Below are 20,238 nucleotides of genomic sequence, written 5' to 3'. Positions count from 1 at the left end.
CCGGCCAAAAGACAGGGGCGCGGGGAACTGCGCGAGAGCGGAAGGGTTCAACGAGTGCCCTCCCGACTTCGCGCAGTTCCCCGCGCCCCTGAACGGTTGCCCCTGGGGTCAGCCGACCGAGGAGTAGGCGATGATGCCGCGGCGGAGGGCGTCGACCGCCTTGCGGGCGGTGCTCCGCAGGTCGGTGTCGTCGCCTGCCGCGTCCTGGATCTGGCCCAGGACGTCGATCAGTTGCTTGGTCCAGCGGACGAAGTCGCCGGCCGGCATGTCGGCGTCGCGCAGGACGGAGTCCAGGTTGTGGCCGAGCGCCCAGCGGTAGGCGGCCCAGGCGAAGCCGAGGTCGGGTTCGCGCTGGCCGACGCCCTCGGCGGTGGAGATCCGGTGCTGCTCCTCCAGGGCGTCGAGGTGGCCCCAGATCCGGACCATCTGGCCGAGCGCCTCCTTGGCGCCGCCCTCGGGGACCCGGGGGGCGGTGGCGTCGTCGGACTGCCGGGCCTCGTAGACCAGGGCGGAGGCGCAGGCGGCGAGTTCGGCGGCGGCGAGGCCCGACCAGACGCCTTCGCGGATGCACTCGGAGGCGAGCAGGTCGAGTTCGCCGTAGAGCCGGCCGAGCCGCTTGCCGTCGTCGGTGACGGTGTCCGCGCTGAGGTAGCCGAGGTCGGTGAGCAGGCCGCAGACGCGGTCGAAGGTGCGGGCGATGGTGTGGGTGCGCGAGCGCATCCGGCGTTCCAGCAGTTCGGTGTCGCGGTGCAGGCGGTGGTAGCGCTCGGCCCAGCGGGCGTGGTCCTCGCGTTCGTCGCAGCCGTGGCAGGGGTGCTGCCGCAGTTCGCCGCGCAGCCGGGCGATGACCTCGTCGTCGGCGGCGGCGGCGCGGCCCTTGCGGTACCGCTCGGGCTCCAGGTGGCCGGCCTTGGTCCGCAGGGCGGAGGCGAGGTCGCGGCGGGACTGCGGGCTGCGCGGGTTGAAGGACTTGGGGATCTTGACCCGCTCCAGCGCCTGGACCGGGTGCGGGAAGTCGATCATCGCGAGCCGCTTGACCTGCCGTTCGGCGGTGAGCACCACCGGGCGGGGCCCGTCCTGGTAGTCGGGGTGGCGGCTGGTCCGCGGTGAGCGGCTGACCGGCGGCAGGCCGGGGTCGAGGACCAGGGCGAGGCCGGCGAACTTGCCGGTCGGCACGTGGATCACGTCGCCCGGCTTGAGCTGCTCGATGGACTGGATCGCGGCGGCCCGGCGCTGGCTGCTGCCCTCGCGGGCGAGTTCGTTCTCCCGCTCGCGCAGGGCGTGCCGCAGCGCCATGTACTCGTCGAAGTCGCCGAGGTGGCAGGTCATCGACTCGCGGTACCCGTCCAGGCCCTCTTCGTTGCGCTGGACCTGGCGGGCGATGCCGACCACCGAGCGGTCGGCCTGGAACTGCGCGAAGGAGGTCTCCAGCAGTTCCCGGGAGCGGTGCCGGCCGAACTGGCCGACCAGGTTGACGGCCATGTTGTAGGACGGGCGGAACGAGGAGCGCAGCGGGTAGGTGCGGGTGCCCGCCAGCCCGGCCAGGGCCTCCGGGTCGAGGCCGCGCTGCCAGAGCACCACGGCGTGGCCCTCGACGTCGATGCCGCGGCGGCCGGCCCGGCCGGTGAGCTGGGTGTACTCGCCGGGGGTGACGTCGGCGTGGGTCTCGCCGTTCCACTTGACCAGCTTCTCCATGACCACCGAGCGGGCGGGCATGTTGATGCCGAGGGCGAGGGTCTCGGTCGCGAAGACCGCCTTGACCAGGCCCTTCACGAAGAGCTCCTCGACCACTTCCTTGAACCTCGGCAGCATGCCGGCGTGGTGGGCGGCGATGCCGCGCTCCAGGCCGTCCAGCCACTCGAAGTAGCCGAGCACGTGCAGGTCCTCGTCGGGGATGTCGGCGCAGCGCTGCTCGACGATCTCCCGGACCACGGCCCGGTCGGCCTCCCGGTTGAGCCGAAGGCCCGAGGTGAGGCACTGCTGGACGGCGGCCTCGCAGCCGGCCCGGCTGAAGATGAAGGTGATGGCGGGGAGCAGGCCCTCGGCGTCGAGGCGTTCGATCACGTCGACCCGGCCGGGGGTCCAGATCCGGGTGGGGCGGCCGGTGGGCATGGAGCGGCCGCGGCCCTTGGCGAACCGGTCGCGGCCGCCGCGGTCCTGCTCGGAGCGGGCGAGCCGGACCAGTTCGGGGTTGACCGCCTTGGCCGGGTTGCGCGGGGCGTCCTTGGGGCGGCCGTCGCGGTCGGGGCTGGCGAACAGGTCGTACATCCGGTTGCCGGCCATCACGTGCTGCCAGAGCGGGACCGGGCGGTGCTCGGAGACGATCACCTTGGTGCCGCCGCGCACGGTGTCGAGCCAGTCGCCGAACTCCTCGGCGTTGGAGACGGTGGCGGAGAGCGAGACCAGGGTGACGGACTCCGGGAGGTGGATGATCACCTCTTCCCAGACCGCGCCGCGGAAGCGGTCGGCGAGGTAGTGGACCTCGTCCATCACCACGTAGCCGAGGCCGTCGAGGGCGCGCGAGCCCGCGTAGAGCATGTTGCGCAGCACCTCGGTGGTCATCACCACCACGGGGGCGTCGCCGTTGACCGAGTTGTCGCCGGTGAGCAGGCCGACCTTGTCGGCGCCGTAGCGCTTGACCAGGTCGCCGAACTTCTGGTTCGACAGGGCCTTGATGGGGGTGGTGTAGAAGCACTTGCGGCCGCCGGCCAGCGCCAGGTGGACGGCGAACTCGCCCACGATGGTCTTGCCGGAGCCGGTGGGGGCCGCCACCAGGACGCCCTGGCCGGCCTCGACGGCCTCGCAGGCCTCCAGCTGGAAGGGGTCGAGCGGGAAGTCGTACAGCTCCTGGAAGCCGTGGAGGGCGGTCGCCTGCACCTCGGCCCGGCGCCGGGCGGCCTGGTAGGCCTCGGCGGGGCTGAGCTGCTCCTGGTCACCGAGCTGGTCGCTGCGGCCCGGCATGGCGCTGTTCATCGGCGTCACCTCTTCTTCCCGCGGGCGGACGGCCCCGAGGGGCGGGACGGGCGCGCAGACGGCGACGCCTGCGGCTGCGGGGCCGGGGCTTGGGAGGCCGTCGGGGCGCAGCTGGTGTGGTGGGTGGTGTGGTGATCGAGCATCTCAGCCTGAGATTACCCGCCGGGACTGACATCGATAGCACCGTTTTTCCACGCTCCGGGAGCATGGCGGGCCTTGCTGCGTTTTTAGCGGTTTGTCGACACGAAATCGGCCAGCCGTTCGGCAACGTGGCGCAATCGAGCCTGTGCAGCGAGTCACAGGGCTGGTCCACTGTCCCGGTACGAGGTTCCAGGCACAGGACTCACGCACCGCCTACTCCCCGACCACTCCCAGAGAGGCAAGCCGCATGCTGGCCAACCGCCACCGGCTCCCGCACCGCCTGATCACGGCCCTCCTCGCCCTCGCCACCGCCGCCGTGCTCGGCCTGACCGGCGCCGCCACGGCCACCGCCACCGAGCTGAACGGCACGACGGACAACGGCGAGTTCTCGCTGTACAGCGGACCTGACACCACGGCGATGGTGCTCGACCTCTACACCTCGAAGGACAACTTCGGCTACCTCAGCTGGCCGGTGTACGGCGGGAACCCGAACGACCGCAACGAGTCCTACTGGAACAACGACAGCTACACCTGGCACGTCTACACCGACGCCAACCGGGGTGGCCGGCACGGCTGGGTGAGCCCGGGCGTGATGTCCAACGCCTCCAGCACCTTCCGGCGCCAGGTCTCGTCCGCGTACTACACGGGCTGACCTCCGTACCGCCGACCCCGTACCGCCGATGCCGCCCGGCCCGCGCCGGGCGGCACATCCCGTCCCCCGCCGTTGCCGAACCCGACGTCCCCCTGGAGAGAATGTGCCGAGCCGGCCGCAGACCACCCGGACCTCCCTGCCCGTGGTGCTCGCCGCCGCCGCCGTCCTGCTGACGGCCTGTGGCAGCGGGTCGGCGGCGGAGCCGGCGGTGACCGCCGTGCCGACGCCCGCGGACGCGAGCGCGCTGCGGCTGCCGCTCCAGGACTACATCCCTGACGCCGAGCAGCTGCACCGGCTGGACAGCGCCCAGCGGATCCTCACCGACCAGTGCATGAGCCGGTACGGCTTCCGCTTCCGGGTGCCCGACCTGCCCGAGGCGCCGCCCGCCGAGGCCGAGAACGCCCGCCGCTACGGGCTGTACGACGAGGCGGCCGCGGCCGCCTCCGGCTACAGCACGCACGAGGAGGACCGGCCGCAGAAGCCGCCGATGCCCTCGATGGACCCGGCGGAGACGCTGGTGCTGGGCGGCACCGGCCGGGCCGACGCCAAGACCATGCCGCGCAGCCAGGAGGAGGCGGAGCGCTCCGGCGCCGGTGACGGCGAGGTCAACGGCGTCAAGGTGCCGATCGGCGGCTGCCGGCGGGAGGCGTACCTGCGGCTGTGGGCGCCGACCGCGGCCTCCGTCGACCCGATGAAGGTGCAGGACATGGACGCCGAGGGGTACGACCGCTCCCGGCAGGACAGCCGGGTGGTCAAGGCCACCGAGCAGTGGACCTCCTGCATGGCCGAACACGGCTACCACGCCCGCAACCCGGTCAGCCCGCAGGCCGAACTGGGGCTGGACCAGGGGGCGTTCGCCTCGCCGGCCGGGCTGGCGGCGGCGGTCGCGGATGTCGGGTGCAAGCGCCGGACCAATCTGGTGGGGATCTGGTTCGCCGTCGAGTCCGCGTACCAGCGCTCCCTGATGGACGGTCACGAGGAGCTGCTGCGCGCCGCCAGGAGCCAGCAGGAGGACTCGCTGCGGCTGGCCGCGCAGCTGGTGGCGCAGGGGTGAGGTCGGTGCCCGATCATTCAGATCCCGAGTTGCAAAAGTCTGCATACCGTCACTGACGACCATCGGACGGTCAGGATGTGACCGCAGCGGGCCAGTTCCGATCATCCGGCCGGGGTCGGCGGTGCGCTTCCTACAGTCGGAGCATTCACCTCGCCACCGCGGCGCGGGAATGACCTGCAGGAGGCTGCGATGGCGACTCTGGAGACCGCGCTGAAGGACGCCATGACCATCGAGGGCGCGATCGGCGTCGCGCTGGTCGACTACAGCAGCGGCATGGCGATGGGCACGCTCGGCGACAACACCGAGCTCGACCTCAACGTCGCCGCCGCCGGCAACACCGACGTGGTCCGCGCGAAGATGCGCACCATGGAGATGCTCAACCTGCACGACAACGAGATCGAGGACATGCTGATCAGCCTGAGCAGCCAGTACCACCTGATCCGGCCGCTCACCACGCAGACCGGCCGCGGGCTCTTCCTCTACCTGGCGCTCAGCCGCTCGCGCGCCAACCTCGCGATGGCCCGGCACCAGCTGAAGCGCATCGAGGCCCAGCTGGAGGTCTGACCCCGCGGGTGGGACCAGTGACCGGCCGAGGGAGCGACGCGCGGAGGGGGGAGCGGGGTGCCTCTGCCGCTGCACCAGGCCAAGGCCGAACTGTTCCGGATACTCGGCCACCCGGTCCGGATCCGGGTGCTCGAACTGCTGCAGGCCGGCCCCACGCCCGTCCGCGACCTGCTCGCCGAGCTGGACGTCGAACCCTCCAGCCTCTCCCAGCAACTCGCCCAGCTCCGCCGCGCCCGCCTGGTGACGGCCACCCGCGAGGGCTCGACGGTGATCTACGCACTGGCCGGCGCCGACGTCGCCGACCTGCTCCGGGCCGCCCGCCGGATCCTCACCGAACTCCTCACCGACCAGGGCGCCCTGCTGGCCGAACTCCGCGCGGCCGACCGGTCCGCCCGGAGCCGCCCGGACCCCGCCTCCGGACCCGCCACCACCTCGACCGCCGTGCCGTCGCCGGCCCGCGACCGGACACCGGGCGTCCGCGGCACGCCCGTGCCGGGTCCGCCCGTGCCGGGTCCGCCCGTGCCGGGTCCGACCGTGCCGGGTCCGACCGTGCCTAGCGGGCGATCAGTTCCTTCAGGCCGGTGGCCAGCTCCAGGTACTCCTGGGGCCGGTTGTACAGCTGGGCACTGATCCGCAGGACCCCGCCGCCCGGCCACGGACGGACCGCGATCCTGGTGTGCAGCCGGCGGGCGACCACGACCATCAGCGCCTTCGCGGCGTGCTCGCTCTCGGCGGTGCCGGGCGGCAGCCGCAGTGCGCGCATGGCCAGGCCCGGCATGGCGGCGAGCGGGCGCAGCCCGGCGTGGTCGGCGAGCAGCCGGGCGCCGTGGTCGGCGAGTGCCTCGTTGTGGGCGCGGACACGGTCCGCGCCGAGCTGTTCGAGCAGGGCGAAGCCGGTCGGGGCGGCCAGCCAGGGCGTGTAGTCGCAGGTGCCGCGCCACTCGACCCGGCCCGGGAAGCCCCGGTCGTGCTCCCAGGAGACGGTGAGCGGCCTGATCCGGCGGCGCCAGGCGCCGCCGACCGCGAGGACGGCGGTGGCCCGCGGGGCGAAGGCCCATTTGTGCAGGTTGCCGATCCAGAAGTCGGCTCCGCCGGCCCCGGCGCCGAGCTGGACCGGCAGCATTCCGGGGGCGTGGGCGGCGTCCACCACGGTGATCACACCGCGGGCGGCGAGTTCGGCCAGCAGCGGGCGGGCGGCGATCTCCCGGGCGGTCGGCGAGGTGACCAGGTCCAGGACGGCGACTCGGGTGCGCTCCCCCACCGCGGCGAGCACCTGCGCCTGCACGGCCTCGGCGTCGGGGGTGTGCAGCGACAGCCGTACGGTGCGGACCCGGGCGCCGCACTCGGCGGCCCGGCGGCGGACGGCGTCGTTGACGACCCCGTAGCCGTGGTCGGTCACCAGGATCTCGTCGCCGTCCGCCAGCGGGAGCGAGTCCAGGACCACCGCGACGCCTTCGGTGACGTTGGTGAGCAGCGCGATCCGGTCGGGCTCGGCGCCGAGCGAGGCGGCGATCCGGGCGCGGGCGCGGGCGATCCGGTCCGGGAGGTCGGCGAAGAAGGCGTCCGGGTCCTGTTCCTGTTCGGCCCGCAGCCTGGCCTGGGCGCGTTGGACCGGCATCGGCACAGCCCCGTACGAGCCGTGGTTGAGGTGGGCGACCGAGGGGTCGAGGGTGAACAGGGCCTGGGTGCCGGGCAGGGGTGCGGGGGGCGGTGTCGGTGCCGGGGATGTCACCGGGGGCAGGGTCATCGAGGCTCCATCATCGGGGCGCTATTGATGTGTGACATTTCACACTGCATAGTTCTAGCCGAGCGGCCCGCCCCGGGGCAAGCATCGGTGCCCGTGACCCACACCGACCCCTTCCTCGCCCTGAGCGCCCGCACCGGCCGCTTCACCCATGGTTCCCCGCGCGCGGCCGTCTTCTCCTCGGACGGCACCCGGCTGCTGTTCCTGCGCTCCACCGGACCGCAGGACCCGGTCGAGCGGCTGTGGCTGCTCGACCTGACGACCCGCCGCGAACAGCTGGTCGCCGACCCGGTGGCGCTGGTCCCGCAGCGCACCGGAGACCTGGCCGACCTGCCCGCCCTGGAACGGCGGCTGCGCGAGCGGCTGCGGCTGTGGGCGCCCGGCATCGGCTCCTTCGCCGCCACCGCCGACCTGTCGACGGCCGTCTTCACCCTGGACGGCCGGCTGTTCAGCACCTCGACCACGGACCGCGTCACCGTCGAACTCCCCACCGCGGGACCGGCCTTCGACCCGCGTCCGGACGCCACCGGCCGGCGCGTCGCCTACGTCAGCGACGGCGCCCTGCACCTCACCCCGGCGCCCGCCCTGCACCCGGGCGGCCCGCTCAGCCCGGCGGACGGCGCCGTCTGGGGCGTCGCCGAGTTCGCCGCCGCCGAGGAGCTCGGCCGCACCCGCGGCCACTGGTGGCGCCCGGACGGCGGCGCCGTCCTGGCCGCCCGGGTGGACGAATCCGCCCTGCCCGCACGCCATTTCGCCGATCCGGCGCACCCCGACCTGGCACCGGAGTCGTTCGCCTACCCGCAGGCGGGCGGCCCCAACGCGGACGTCCAGCTCTGGGTGCTCACCCTGGACGGCCACCGGGTCCGGCTGCGCTGGGACGCCGACACCTTCCCGTACGTCACCGCGGCCGGCTGGGAGGGCGACGGCGAGATCCTGCTCACCGTCGCCGACCGGCTGCAGCAGCGGGTGCTGCTGCTCGGCGCGGACCCGGTGACCGGCACGACCACGGAACTCTCCCGCACCACCGACGCGTTCTGGGTCGACGACCTGCCCGGCACCCCGGCCCGGCTGGACGGCGGCCGGCTGCTGACCGCCGCCGACACCCCGGACGGCACGGCCCGCTCGCTCGCCCTGGACGGCAAGCCGCTCGGCCCCAGGCACCTCCAGATCCGCCGGGTGGTCGGCCGGCTGGGCGGCCGGCTGCTGGTCGAGGCGGGCGAGGACCAGCCGGCCGACCAGCACGTCTACCTGATCGACCCGGACGGCGGCGGCGCCGAACGGCTCACCGACGGTCCCGGTGTGCACTCCGCGACGGCGGGCGGCGAGAGCCTGCTGCTCACCTCCGCCACCCCGGACGGCATCCACCGCCGGATCCGCTTCCGCGGCGCGGAGATCCCGCTGACCGACCACGCCGAGCCGCTGCCGTACCGGGTCGTCCCCCAGCTCGCCCGGGTCACCGAACGCGGCCTGCCCACCGCGGTGGTGTACCCCCGCGCCCACGTCGCCGGGCAACGGCTGCCCGTCCTGCTGGACGTCTACGGCGGTCCGGGGGCGCAGGCGGTGGCCAACGAGCCGCGCCGCTGGCAGCAGCGGCAGTGGTGGGCCGACCAGGGCTTCGCGGTGGTCACCACCGACAACCGCGGCACGCCGTTCGTGTCACCGGAGTTCGCCCGGGCGATCTTCCGGCGGTTCTCCGCGGTCGCGATCGAGGACCAGGTCGCGGCGCTGGCGGCGCTCGGCGAGCGCCACCCGGACCTCGACCTCGGGCGGGTCGGGGTGCGCGGCTGGTCGTACGGCGGCTACTTCGCGGCGCTGGCCGTGCTGCGCCGCCCCGACGTCTTCCACGCCGCCAGTGCCGGGGCCCCGCCGACCGACTTCCGGCTGTACGACACCGCGTACACCGAGCGCTACCTGGGCCTGCCGCAGGACAACCCGGAGGGCTACCTCGCCGACTGCCTGATCGAGGACGCCGCGGCGCTGTCCCGACCGCTGCTGCTGATCCACGGCCTGGCGGACGACAACGTGCACCCAGCGCACAGCCTGCTGCTGTCCGAGGCTCTGGTGCGGGCCGGACGCCCGCACAGCCTGCTCACGCTGCCGGGCGTCAGCCACCTGACGGCGGGTGGGGTGATGGAGCAACTCGCGGCCCTGGAGCTGGACTTCCTGCGCACCGCGCTGGCCTGACCGCGGACCGTCGCGGATCGCACACCCCGGGTGACGGCAGTCACAACCCTTCCATGTGACCGATGACATGTGAAATATTACGCCCGCTCACCCGACCACCCCCGTCCGGAAAGGACCGGTCAGTTGCGCAGAATCCCCGCGGCCCTCGCTGCCGCCCTCAGCACCGGCGCGATAGCCGCGACCATGCTGGCGACCCCCGCCTACGCCCGCCCCGCCGCACCCGTCACCGTGGCCGGCCAGCCGGCCTCCGCGGGCACCCAGGCCGCCGACGGCCAGGAGGGCCCGCAGCAGGACCTGTCACCGCAGGAGCGCAAGCGCCAGGCGCTCCGCGGCCTCGCCCTCGAACAGGTCAACAGCGGTGCCGTGGCCAGGAGTTCGGCGGGCACCACGCCCGCCCAGGTGAAGATCGGCAACGACTACGTCCAGCTCGCGCAGCAGCGCAAGGACAAGGTCTTCGTGATCCTCGCCCAGTTCGGCAACGAGGTCGACAACTCGACTCTCTACAACGGCCAGCCGCGCTACGGCGGCACCCCCGGCCCGCAGCACAACGCCATCCCGCAGCCGGGCAAGGACGACACCCACACCTTCTGGAAGAACGACTTCGGTCGCGACTTCTACCAGCAGATGTTCTTCGACGACTCCCCCGGCGCCAACTCGGTCCGCAACTACTACCGCACCCAGTCCTCGGGCCGGTACGACATCGAGGGCACGGTCAGCGACTGGGTCACCGTCCCGTACAACGAGGCCCGCTACGGCAGCAACAAGGGCCCGCAGGGCAGCGGCGCCTGGACCCAGGCGCAGGAGTTCATCAGGGACGCCACCAAGGCCTGGTACGACGGCGAGATCGCCAAGGGCCGCACCCCCGCCGACGTCAAGGCCGAGCTGGCCCAGTACGACGTCCAGGACCGCTACGACCACGACAAGGACGGCGACTTCAACGAGCCGGACGGCTACCTCGACAATGTGATCGTGGTGCACGCCGGCGTCGACGAGACCTGGGGCGGCGGCGCGCAGGGCGCCGACGCGCTGTGGGCGCACCGCAGTTGGGACCTGCCCGACCCGACCGGGCAGACCGGCCCCGAGGGCAACCGGATCGGCGGCGCGCCGGTCGGCGACACCGGCCTGTACGTCTACGACTACGTACAGGCGGGCGAGAACAGCGGCGTCGGCCTGTTCTCCCACGAGTACGGCCACAACCTGGGCCTGCCGGACCTCTACCCGACCAACGGCGGCGACAACGCCGTCAACTTCTGGTCGCTGATGTCCTCCGCCTCCTACCTTGGCAAGGGCAAGAACACCACCGGCGAGTTCCCCGGTGACCTCGACGCCTGGAGCAAGCTGCAACTCGGCTGGCTCAACTACGACGAGGCGCAGGCCGCCACCCGCTCCAGCCACGCCCTGGGGGTCAGCGGCTACAACACCGACCAGGCCCAGGCTGTGCTGGTGCACCTGCCGCCGTCGCAGACCACCACCAGCCTGGCCGTCCCGGCCGAGGGCGCGGCCCAGTGGTGGAGCGACACCGGCGACAACATGGACGCCTCGCTGAGCCGCACGGTCGACCTGCGCGGCCGCAGTGCCTCCGCGGCCCTGGACGCCTCCGCCTGGTACGACGTCGAGCAGGACTACGACTTCCTGTCGGTCGACGCATCCACCGACGGCGGCAAGACCTGGACCTCGCTGCACGGCACCGTCGACGGCGCGCCGATCGGCAACACCACCGCGCTGACCCCGGGCCTGACCGGTACCTCCAACGCCTGGACCAAGCTGCACATCCCGCTGGACGCCTACCTCGGCCAGCAGGTCCAGGTCCGCTTCCACGTCACCTCGGACGGCAACACCCACGGCCGCGGCGCCCTGATCGACGCGGTCACCGTCACCGCCGACGGCGTGCGACTGGTCGAGGACGGCGCCGAGAGCGGCGGCCAGGGCTGGACGCTGACCGGCTTCTCGGTCATCAAGGGCAAGGACGCGGTCAAGGACCACCCGCGCGCCTACCTGGTGGAGAACCGCCGCTACGTCGGCTACGGCGCCTACCTGAAGACCGGCCCGTACAACTTCGGGTACTCCGGGATCTGGGGCAAGGCCAACATCATCGACACCTACCCGTACCAGGAGGGCGTCCTGGTCTGGCTGTGGGACACCGCCTACGAGGACAACAACACCAAGGACCACCTCGGCGGCGGCCTGATCCTGCCGGTCGACGCGCACCCGGAGGTGAACTACTTCAACGGCGGCACCGCGGTCAACGGCCGGATGCAGAGCTACGACGCGCCCTTCTCACTGAAGCCGACCACCGCGTTCCAGCTGCACAACGTCAGCGCGGTGACCAAGTTCCCGGCCAAGCCCGCCGTGCCGGCCTTCAACGACCGCACCGGTGACTACTACAACCCGGCCGCACCGCAGCTGGGCGTGAAGGTGCCGAACACCAACACGAAGATCGAGGTCGTCCGCGAGACCCAGGGCGGCAAGCTGACCACCGTCAAGGTCGGCCCGGCCGCCTGATCCGGGCCGGTCGGACGCACCACCCCGGGGAGGGGTGCCGGGAGACCCCCGGCACCCCTCTTCGGCATGCCCGCGCTTCGGCATGCGCGCGGCAGACCCGCTCAGAACCCGCGGCCGCCCGCGCCGCCCCGCAGCAGGGCGACCGCCTCGACGGTCTCGGCCACCGCCAGCCGGTGCGCCTGCTCGACCGGGGTGCCGCCGTCCAGGCGCTGCCAGTTGAGCCTCGCCAGCTCCTGCCGTACACCGATGAACTGCACCGCCACCAGCCGCGGCGCCAGTGCGCCCGCACCCGGCAGCGCCTCGGCGAGCGCGGCTGCCAGCGCGTCGATGTCGTGCCCGATGTAGTCCAGCAGGTGCGAGGACAGGCTCGGGGTGTCGTAGACCAGCCGCATGAAGGCGAGCACCTCGGGCTCCTCGCACAGGCCGGTGACCGGGTCGTGCGCGGCCAGCCGCTCCAGCTGGTGGCGCTCCAGCGCGGCCAGCGGGGTGAGCGGGGCCGGCCGCTCGCGCACCACCCGGGCGGCTTCGCCGAGGTGGTCGGCCATCCGGTGCAGGACCAGCTCCTCCTTGGTGGGGAAGTAGCGGAACAGCGTCGGCTTGGAGACCTCTGCGGCGGCGGCGATCTCCGCCACCGACACCCGGTCGAAGCCGTTCCTCAGGAACAGTCCGATCGCCGTGTCGGCGATCGCCTGCCGGGTGCGCTGCTTCTTGAGGGCTCGCAGTCCCTCCGGCTCATCGGTCATGGACCAAGCATAACTCGGATACTTTTGTTACTCAGTTGCATTTCTTCCTCGGTTGCGGTTCTCTGGAGATGCGGAGGAACACGGCACGACCGACGAGAGGGAGACTCCGATGAAGACCGTGGGGATCGTGGGAGCGGGACCGACCGGGCTGACCCTGGCCTGCTGCCTGGCCCGGCAGGGCGTCCGGGTCCGGGTGCTCGAGCAGGCGGCGGCCTTCGCCACCGGCTCCCGCGGCAAGACCCTCAACGCGCGCAGCCAGGAGGCCCTGGCCGACCTCGGGATCCTCGACCGGCTGACCGCCGGGGGCCGGACCCATCTGCCGTTCCGCAAGTACTTCGGCGGCGAGTTCATCGCCGACACCGACCCCTACGCGGACGCCCGGCCGACGCCCGGCACGCCCTACCCGACAGGCCTGTTCCTGCCGCAGTGGAAGGTCGAGGGCGCCCTGCGCGAGCTGCTCGCCGAGCTGGGCGGACAGGTCGAACTCGACAGCCGCCTCGACCGGTTCGAGCAGGGCCCGGACGGGGTGCGGGTCCTGCTCGCCGACGGCCGCACCCTCACCGCCGACCACCTGGTGGGCTGCGACGGCGGCCGCAGCACGGTGCGCAAGCAGCTCGGCATCCCGCTCGAGGGCACCAGCGACCCGGAGTTCGCGCTGGTGGTCGGCGACGTCGAGGTGGCGGGCCTGGAGCCCGACGCCTGGCACCAGTGGTTCGGCCCGGAGGGCGCGCTGATGCTCTGCCCGTTCCCGGGCGAGTCCGTCTGGCAGCTGCAGGCCACACCCGAGGTCGACGCCGACGGCGCCCCGCTGCCGCCCTCGCTGGAGAGCTTCCAGCGGCTGGTCGAGCAGCGCACCGGCCGCCGCGACATCCGGCTGTCCCGGGCGACCTGGCTGACCACCTGGCGGGTCAACGTCCGGATGGTGGACCGCTACCGGGTCGGCCGGGTGCTGCTCGCCGGGGACAGCGCCCACGTCCACCCGATCGCGGGCGGCCTGGGCATGAACACCGGCATCCAGGACGCCTGGAACCTGGGCTGGAAGCTCGGCCACGTGCTGACCGGCCTGGCCGGCCCCGGCCTGCTGGACACCTACCAGGAGGAGCGGCTGCCGGTCGCGGCCTGGACGCTGGGCGTCAGCAGTGCGGGCATGGCCGCGGTGGCCGAGGGCGTGCGGACCCCCGGCGTCGGGGTGGAGGCCGGCCGGCTCACCGACACCAGCGGTCTGACCATCGGGTACCGCGACAGCTCACTCGCCGAGGACCTGCTGGGCGGCCCGCTGCGGGCCGGCGACCGGGCCCCCGACGCGCCGTACACCGCGCCGGACGGCACCCCGACGCGGCTCTTCGAGACCTTCGCCGGCAGCCACTTCACCCTGCTCGGCTTCGGCCCGGACAGCCGCCCGGCCCTCACCGGGCTCGCCCCGCACGTCCGTCCGCTCGCGCTGGCGGCCGGCCCCGGGAGCGCGGCGGACCCGGACAGCCACGTCCGCCGGGCGTACGGGATCGAGGGTGACGCGCTGGTACTGGTGCGGCCGGACAACCACGTGGCCCTCACCGTCCCGGCCGGCCCCGGCGCGCACGACACCGTACGGGCGTACCTCGCCGCACTGTAGCGCCCGGCGCGGCCCGCGGTTTCGGCCACCGCCCGGAGCCTACCAGGATCCCAACTGCCGCCCCCGCCCTACGGGTTCGCCGACGGCACGGGCCGCCGGACACCCCGCGGGGCCGGGCGGGGACCGGCCGGTCCTCCGCACAGAAACGGCCGGTGACCCTAACAGATTCGGGCATATGCCAGACGAATATGACGGATTCCGGCCCGCGCTCGAACGTTGGGGGTTAGCGTTGCGCTCCGAACAGGTTACCGCCAGTGAGCGCGGTGCCGGGCGCGCACCCCCCACGGGTGCGCAGGAGGGGTGCGTGTCGGTGCCGGGGATCGATGACTGCCTTACCGAGGCCATGGCTGTGCCGGGTGCGCTCGGCGTCAGCCTGGTCGACTGGACCAGCGGGCTCGCGCTGGGCACCGCCGGGGAGGGCCCGGGCGGTGACCACGAGGTCGGCGCCGCCGACGCGACCGAACTGGCCAGAGCGGTGACCCAGAGCGCCTCCTTCGCCGACCCCGCCTCCGGCACCGCCCCGGCCGAGGACGTCATCCTCAGCTCGGCCGGCACCTACCACCTGGTGCGCTTCCTCGACACCGACTTCGACAGCAACCTCATCCTGTACCTGCGGCTCGACCGCGACCGCGCCAACCTGGCGATGTCCAGACTCAGACTGGCCGCCATCGCCGAACAGTTGGTGCTCGACTGATGCCCGCGACGCTGGCCGCCCAGCGCCTGCCCCGCCGGCGCCGCTCCGGCTGCTCCCCCGCCACGGTCTTCGAAACCGCCCTGACCGACCTCGCGGCCCAGCGCGCCGACGGCACCATGGCCGGCGCCGCCGGAACCCTCCACCTGGTGGACGGATACGTGGTGCACGCCGAGAGCCCGGCCGCCGCGAGCGTCGAGGCGCTGCTCACCGGCTGCGGCCGGCTCTCCGCCGCCGAGTGGGCCGGCCACCTCGCCACCGGCCTGCCGATGGCCGAACAGCTGGTCCGCTCGGGCCGGGTGAGCCGCAGCGAGCTCCAGCTGTGCCAGCTGACCGCCGTGCTGGACGCCGCCTTCTTCGCGCTCGCCCAGGACGGCGGCGAGATCCGCTTCTCGGCCGCCGCCCGGCCCGAGTTCACGCTGGCCCGGCCGATGTCCGTACGGGAGCTGCGGGCCGCCGTCGGCCGCCGCCGGGCCCTGCTGGACCGGGTCTGGCCGTGCCCGCAGCTGGACGCCGCCGCCGTGCGCCGCCGCCCGGGTGCCGTTCCCACCGCCTGCTCCCGCCGCCGCCGGGCCGTCCTGGACGCCGCCGACGGCCACCGGACCCCGGCCGACATCGCGCTGCTGCTGGGCCGTTCGGCCTTCGGCACGGTGCTGGACATCCGGCACCTGGCGGCCGGCGGGCTGATCGAGTCCACCGCGCCGCCGATCCCGGCGATCCCACCGATCCCGACGGTTCCACCGCCGCGGACGGCGATGCGCCCGGCCGTGCCCGTCGGCCCCCCGCAGGTGCTGCTCCCCACCCGGCCGCGGCACGCCGCACCACAGGCCGTACCGGTCGCGGTGGCCGTACCGGTCCCGGTGGCCGTAGCCGTACCCGCCGCCGCACCGGTGGCCGTCCACCCGGCGGTCGCCACCGCTCTGCCCTACGACCCGTCAGATCCGCACGTCGCCCTGCTGCTCAGGATCCGAGCCGGCCTGGAGGCCCGACTGTGAGTGTTCCACCCGTCCGTTCCGTCCGCCCGACCGAGTCATGAAGCGCACCTTGCGACAGTTCACCGGCCGCCGGCCTCCCATCCTGATCGACCCCGAAGTGCTGGCCGAGCCCGAGGTGCTCACCGAGCTACGCGGGCTGCGGGCCAGGGTCCCGCACCTGACCGGCTCCCTGGTGGCGACCATCGACGGTCTGGTGGTCGCCCACGACACCACCGACCTGGAGCCCTCCGGGGTCGCCGCGCTGACCGCGGCCGCACTCGGGATCGGCGCCCGGCTCGCCGAGGCGACCGGTCAGGGCGGCTTCCGCGAGCTGCTGACCAGGGGGGACTCCGGCTACACGGCGACCTACGCGGCCGGCGCCTTCGTGGTGCTGACCCTGCTCGCCGGGCCGGACGCCAACATCGGCCGGCTGCACCTGGAGGCCCGCCGGGCGGGCGGGCGGATCGCGGCGATCACCGACGCGGCCCTGGAGCGCCACGAGCGCGACTGACCCGGCCCGCCCGGCCCCGGACCACTGCACCAACCACACCACCGGAAGAAATCCAAGGAAAGAGGACACCATGGCAAGCACCGACGCCGCTCTCAAGGACATCATGAACTCGATCGACGGCACTATCGGTGTCGCACTGGTCGACTACAACAGCGGTATGGCGCTGGGCACCATCGGCGGCTCGCCCGATCTGGACCTGAACGTCGCCGCGGCCGGCAATACGGACGTGGTGCGGGCGAAGGTCCGGGCGATCGAGATGCTCAATCTCAAGGAGGCCATCGAGGACATCCTGATCTCGCTCAGCAGCCAGTACCACCTGATCAGGCCACTGACCAGCCGCTCCGGCAAGGGCCTGTTCCTGTACCTGGCGCTGGACAAGGGCCGGGCCAACCTGGCGATGGCCCGCCACCAGCTGAAGCGGATCGAGGCCGACCTGGAGGTCTGACGACGGGTGGGCCCTGTCCCGGCCGCGCCGCCGGGACAGGGCCCACCGGGCGGGGCTCGGTCCGCCGGGAGGCCCCGCTACCGGCCGCGACGGACCGTCAGCAGACCGCCGGTCGGCACCCGGACCACCAGCTCCGGTCCGTCCGGCGTCCGCGCCTCCTCGCTCAGTACGGCCCCCGTGCAGTCCCTGACCTGCAGCGTCAGCGGCCCCGGCGGGCCGTCGAGGACCAGCCGCACCTGCGGGTCCGGGTCGGCGTTGGCCAGCAGCAGGGTGTGCCACTCCCCCGTCACGACGGCGGGCAGCGGTGCGTACCGGCCGAACGCCAGGGTGCCGTCGTGCCGCGCCTCGATCAGCGGGTAGCCGAGCTCGGGCCGGTGCGGGCGCAGTTCGCCGCGCTGCAGTACGCCGGTGTGCTCGCGCATGACGGAGAGCCAGAACCGCACCACGGCCAGCTGCTCCGGCCGCTGGGCGGCGAGGTCGACCGAGACCTGCGGGGTGGCGAAGAGCACCGACTGGAACAGGACGGCGATCTGCTCGGGGCTCTCGTCCGGGTGCCAGGTGAGCGGGTCGGCGTGGACGGCGAGCGGGCCGGCCGTGAGCCGCAGGTCGGCGGTGCGGGTGCGGTTCTCGGTGGCGTTGTGCGGGCAGTCGGTGGCCCGGACCATGGTGGCGAACGGCCACAGGCCGGGTCCGGTGTAGTCCTGCCGGTGCTCGACCAGGACCTCGGGCCGGGTGGCGCGCAGCCGGGTGTCCAGGTCGGTGAGCAGGCGGTGCACGCCTTCGGCGACGGTGTCGCAGTCGGCCTCGGGTGAGCCGGTGGCGGCCTCGGCCCGGGCGAAGGTGTCGATGAAGTCGATCTTGAGGCCGTCCACCCCGTGCTGCTCCACGGCGGCGGCCAGCCGTTCCACCTGGTGCGCCCGGACGGTGGCGCTGCGCGGGTCGAGCACGTGGGTCTGCAGTTTCGCCAGGTGGGCCAGCGAGTGGGCGGCCAGCGTACCGGCGGCGGCGCTGCGTTCGCCGGCGAACGGCAGCGCGTGCCAGAGCAGGTAGTTGAGCCCGAGGGCGCGGACCCGGCGGACGTGGCCGGCGAAGTCGGGGAAACCGGCCGGGGCGGGCCGCCAGTCGCCGGTGGTGGCGTACGAGCGGCTGTCCTCGTCGGTCTGCCAGCCGTCGTCGACGATCAGCGAGCGGAAGCCGAGCGGTGCGGCGAGCGCCGCCAGCCGTTCGACGTCGGCCGCGGTCATCGCCAGGTGCAGGGTGTACCAGGTGCAGAAGACGGGTTCGAAGGCGGCGTCGGGGACCGGGGCGGTGGGCAGTTCGGCGGCCCACCAGGCGGCTGCGGCGCGGACGGTGTCGGCGAAGTGGCGGCCGCTCAGGTCGAGCAGCAGCCGCAGCTCGGTGCCCTGGTGCTCGGTCCAGAAGCTGAACTCGCCGGTCTCCTCGACCGCACCCTCGCCGATCGAGACCGGCAGCACCGGTTCGCCGACGGCGAAGGTGCACAGCGCCCGGTCGCCGGCGCCGACCAGGCTGCCGACGGGCGCGCCCTTGGGCAGTGAGGCCTCGCGCGGCCGGTTCCAGGACGGCGGCAGCCAGCGGTGGCCGGTGTCGGGGGTCCAGTAGGCGCTCGCCCCGGTGCACGGGAGCCGCCACTCCACCCGCAGCCGGGTGGGCAGCCGGTCGTCGGGGCCGGTGGCGGTGGCCTCGATCAGCACCACGCCCGGGCCGCGGGCGGTGGTGCGTACGGTCACCCCGGTGGCGCCGACGGCGGTGGCCCTGACCTTCAGGCCAGGTACGGCGAGTCCGGTGTCGACCGGCCGGCTGGTCTCGGTGCGGTCGGAGGGCGGCGCGCTGCCGTCCCAGCTGAGCGTCTCGGTCACGGGTGCTGGCTGCCTTCCGGGGCGGGTGGGCGGTGGGCCCGTACGGGCCGGGCGCGGAAGCGGTCAGGACGTCCGGCCCGTACGGGAGTTGCGGGGAGCGGGGTGGGACCCGGCCGGGCGCGGCCCGCTGTTACGGTTCCCCGCCGCGCCCGACCGGGGGTCTGTCACCTGCGGAGCGGGCCCTCGCAGGTGTAGTCGGCGGTGCCGGCCTTGCCGCCGGTCCACACGTCGACCTTGCCGAAGGAGCAGTTCATGTCGTCGAGGTTGTTCGCGACGCCCTTGGTGCGCTGCAGGATGAAGTAGTCGACGGTGGAGGACATGTCCTTGAAGACCGCGTCGGGGCTGGTGGAGTCGGAGAGGTTGGCGGTGATCCGGCCGGTGCAGACGAACCGCATCGGCTTGTTGTCCCAGTCACCGTTGTCCTTGCAGGACGGCGTGTTGGAGGTGGCCGCGGCGATGGCGGACTGCACCTCGGCCGGGTAGGCGAACTTCAGGTACCCGTTGGGGGTGAAGGAGGTACTGGGGACGTACAGGGTGGACAACTGGGCGATCTGCGTGTCCAGGAAGGCGCTGTACTGGCCCTGCAGCGCGCGGTCGGAGCCGACCCGGGTGCGCCAGGCGTCGAAGCCGGCCGGGTTGTCGGCCCGCAGGTAGCCGTACATCTCGCGCAGCTGCGAGGGGTGTTGGAGCCACAGGAACTCGAAGAAGGTTCCGGCGTAGTTGTAGAAGTGGAACGCCGGGGTGTCGGTGTAGCGGGCGTGGATCAGCTCGTTGATGCTCATCCGCGGGATGCCGGCGGCCTCGTCCTGGGCGAGCTTGGCCACCAGCGACCTGCGGACCAGGACGCCCTGGTCGCGGGTGGAGCCGTCGAAGAACTCGGCGGTGCCCTCGTCCATCGCGGTGGTGAGGTCGTTGTCGTACCAGCGCGGCTCACCGAAGGTGCCGGGGGTGGCCCAGCGGCCGTTCAGGTAGTGGGTGTACTCGTGCCGGAACAGCTCCTCCAGGGTCAGGGTGGAGTCCTGCGGCACCCGGCGCTGGTAGGTGTAGAAGGTGGCGCCGTTCTCGATGTAGATGCCGCCGTTGTTGGTGGCCATCCCGGTCAGCAGCGGGTGGTAGACCTCGTAGTCCGCGCGCGAGGCGTAGAGGTGGATGTGCAGGGTGGAGTTGACGTCGCCGGTGAGCGGCACGTCGGTGCCGAGCACCCGGAAGAACTGCGTCTTCACCTGCTTGCTGGCGTAGTACATCTGGTCGACGGTGGCCTTGTCGAGGGCGGTGTGCACCTCGAGCGCGCCGTTGTCGTACTTGTAGGTGTACGGGAAGAGCCTGGCCTCGATCTGGGCGGTGCAGACGCCGAACTGCGCGCAGACGCCGTAGAAGTTGGCCCAGCCGACGACCTTGACCCAGGGGGCGGAGTACTCGCCGAAGACCGCCTTGGTGGTGTCCAGCAGCGGGCCGAGGTCCGCGGTGAGCGCGGCGCGCAGCGCGGCGATCTGCCCGGTGCGGCCGTACTCGGCCATCGCGTCGCGGGCCACCCACTCGTTGGCGGTGCCCTTGAGGTGGGCGGCGGAGGC

General features: G+C 73.1%; 15 protein-coding genes and 1 pseudogene. 11 read left to right on the top strand and 5 right to left on the bottom strand.

The window, feature by feature from the left end:
• Nucleotides 1-108: 108 nt before the first annotated feature.
• Nucleotides 109-2,973, bottom strand: a complete 2,865-nt coding sequence (locus AA75_RS40475) for an RNA helicase (RefSeq protein ID WP_233289411.1) — start codon at nt 2,971-2,973, stop codon at nt 109-111.
• A gap of 388 nt (nt 2,974-3,361) precedes the next feature.
• On the opposite strand from AA75_RS40475, the gene AA75_RS40470 reads away from it, so the two are divergent.
• The 4 genes and pseudogenes from AA75_RS40470 to AA75_RS51250 form a co-directional block, all read left to right on the top strand.
• Nucleotides 3,362-3,766, top strand: a complete 405-nt coding sequence (locus AA75_RS40470) for a peptidase inhibitor family I36 protein (protein WP_033825484.1) — start codon at nt 3,362-3,364, stop codon at nt 3,764-3,766.
• A gap of 103 nt (nt 3,767-3,869) precedes the next feature.
• Nucleotides 3,870-4,820 (top strand): hypothetical protein, encoded by a 951-nt coding sequence (locus tag AA75_RS40465; protein ID WP_033825483.1) that lies wholly within the window; start codon nt 3,870-3,872, stop codon nt 4,818-4,820.
• A 189-nt stretch (nt 4,821-5,009) separates the two neighbouring features.
• Entirely contained in the window at nt 5,010-5,384 is a 375-nt protein-coding gene (locus tag AA75_RS40460) for a hypothetical protein (protein ID WP_033825482.1), read from the top strand.
• A 57-nt stretch (nt 5,385-5,441) separates the two neighbouring features.
• Nucleotides 5,442-5,777: pseudogene (locus tag AA75_RS51250) on the top strand (ArsR/SmtB family transcription factor); the annotation flags it as partial.
• Nucleotides 5,778-5,937: 160 nt separating this feature from the next.
• Here AA75_RS51250 and AA75_RS40455 read toward each other — a convergent pair.
• Nucleotides 5,938-7,131, bottom strand: coding sequence for an aminotransferase class V-fold PLP-dependent enzyme (locus tag AA75_RS40455; RefSeq protein ID WP_033825481.1), 1,194 nt, complete (start codon nt 7,129-7,131; stop codon nt 5,938-5,940).
• Nucleotides 7,132-7,224: 93 nt separating this feature from the next.
• Here AA75_RS40455 and AA75_RS40450 point away from each other — a divergent pair, with 93 nt between their 5' ends.
• Together AA75_RS40450 and AA75_RS40445 are read left to right on the top strand one after the other, a co-directional pair.
• Nucleotides 7,225-9,312, top strand: a complete 2,088-nt coding sequence (locus AA75_RS40450; RefSeq protein ID WP_199520537.1) for a prolyl oligopeptidase family serine peptidase — start codon at nt 7,225-7,227, stop codon at nt 9,310-9,312.
• Between the two features lie 123 nt (nt 9,313-9,435).
• Nucleotides 9,436-11,814, top strand: a complete 2,379-nt coding sequence (locus tag AA75_RS40445; RefSeq protein ID WP_233289410.1) for an immune inhibitor A domain-containing protein — start codon at nt 9,436-9,438, stop codon at nt 11,812-11,814.
• Between the two features lie 101 nt (nt 11,815-11,915).
• On the opposite strand, the gene AA75_RS40440 is transcribed toward AA75_RS40445, so the two are convergent.
• Nucleotides 11,916-12,557, bottom strand: coding sequence for a TetR/AcrR family transcriptional regulator (locus AA75_RS40440; RefSeq protein ID WP_033825480.1), 642 nt, complete (start codon nt 12,555-12,557; stop codon nt 11,916-11,918).
• 109 nt (nt 12,558-12,666) lie between these two features.
• On the opposite strand from AA75_RS40440, the gene AA75_RS40435 reads away from it, so the two are divergent.
• From AA75_RS40435 to AA75_RS40415, 5 genes are all read left to right on the top strand, one after another.
• Nucleotides 12,667-14,169 carry an FAD-dependent monooxygenase gene (locus tag AA75_RS40435; protein WP_033825479.1) on the top strand — a complete coding sequence of 501 codons (1,503 nt, stop codon included), beginning with the start codon at nt 12,667-12,669 and terminating at the stop codon, nt 14,167-14,169.
• A gap of 310 nt (nt 14,170-14,479) precedes the next feature.
• The gene (locus tag AA75_RS40430; RefSeq protein WP_033825508.1) at nt 14,480-14,863 is read left to right on the top strand and encodes a hypothetical protein; all 384 of its coding nucleotides are present in this window, start codon (nt 14,480-14,482) and stop codon (nt 14,861-14,863) included.
• Nucleotides 14,863-15,855 carry a hypothetical protein gene (locus AA75_RS40425; protein ID WP_051814256.1) on the top strand — a complete coding sequence of 331 codons (993 nt, stop codon included), beginning with the start codon at nt 14,863-14,865 and terminating at the stop codon, nt 15,853-15,855. Before AA75_RS40430 ends, AA75_RS40425 begins: the two co-directional genes overlap by 1 nt.
• Nucleotides 15,856-15,892: 37 nt before the next feature.
• On the top strand, nt 15,893-16,345 hold the full coding sequence (locus AA75_RS40420; protein ID WP_051814254.1) for a roadblock/LC7 domain-containing protein: 453 nt from the start codon (nt 15,893-15,895) through the stop codon (nt 16,343-16,345).
• Between the two features lie 70 nt (nt 16,346-16,415).
• A complete protein-coding gene (locus AA75_RS40415; protein ID WP_033825478.1) occupies nt 16,416-16,790 on the top strand; it encodes a hypothetical protein in 375 nt (124 codons plus the stop codon).
• A 77-nt stretch (nt 16,791-16,867) separates the two neighbouring features.
• Here the strand turns inward: AA75_RS40415 and AA75_RS40410 are convergent, their stop codons facing one another.
• On the bottom strand, nt 16,868-18,667 hold the full coding sequence (locus AA75_RS40410) for a glycoside hydrolase family 36 protein (protein ID WP_051814253.1): 1,800 nt from the start codon (nt 18,665-18,667) through the stop codon (nt 16,868-16,870).
• Nucleotides 18,668-18,831: 164 nt separating this feature from the next.
• The coding region (locus AA75_RS53095; RefSeq protein WP_033825504.1) for a collagenase at nt 18,832-20,238 on the bottom strand (1,407 nt) is incomplete at its 5' end.

The organism is Kitasatospora sp. MBT63, assembly GCF_000710465.2.
Classification (GTDB): Bacteria; Actinomycetota; Actinomycetes; order Streptomycetales; family Streptomycetaceae; genus Kitasatospora.
This window is presented reverse-complemented; position numbering and strand designations above follow the sequence as displayed.

Coding starts and splice junctions, on each gene's coding strand:
- AA75_RS40475 (WP_233289411.1), bottom strand. CDS start 2,973: ATGAACAGCGCCATGCCGGGCCGCAGCGACCAGCTCGGTGACCAGGAG.
- AA75_RS40470 (WP_033825484.1), top strand. CDS start 3,362: ATGCTGGCCAACCGCCACCGGCTCCCGCACCGCCTGATCACGGCCCTC.
- AA75_RS40460 (WP_033825482.1), top strand. CDS start 5,010: ATGGCGACTCTGGAGACCGCGCTGAAGGACGCCATGACCATCGAGGGC.
- AA75_RS40455 (WP_033825481.1), bottom strand. CDS start 7,131: ATGACCCTGCCCCCGGTGACATCCCCGGCACCGACACCGCCCCCCGCA.
- AA75_RS40440 (WP_033825480.1), bottom strand. CDS start 12,557: ATGACCGATGAGCCGGAGGGACTGCGAGCCCTCAAGAAGCAGCGCACC.
- AA75_RS40435 (WP_033825479.1), top strand. CDS start 12,667: ATGAAGACCGTGGGGATCGTGGGAGCGGGACCGACCGGGCTGACCCTG.
- AA75_RS40425 (WP_051814256.1), top strand. CDS start 14,863: ATGCCCGCGACGCTGGCCGCCCAGCGCCTGCCCCGCCGGCGCCGCTCC.
- AA75_RS40420 (WP_051814254.1), top strand. CDS start 15,893: ATGAAGCGCACCTTGCGACAGTTCACCGGCCGCCGGCCTCCCATCCTG.
- AA75_RS40415 (WP_033825478.1), top strand. CDS start 16,416: ATGGCAAGCACCGACGCCGCTCTCAAGGACATCATGAACTCGATCGAC.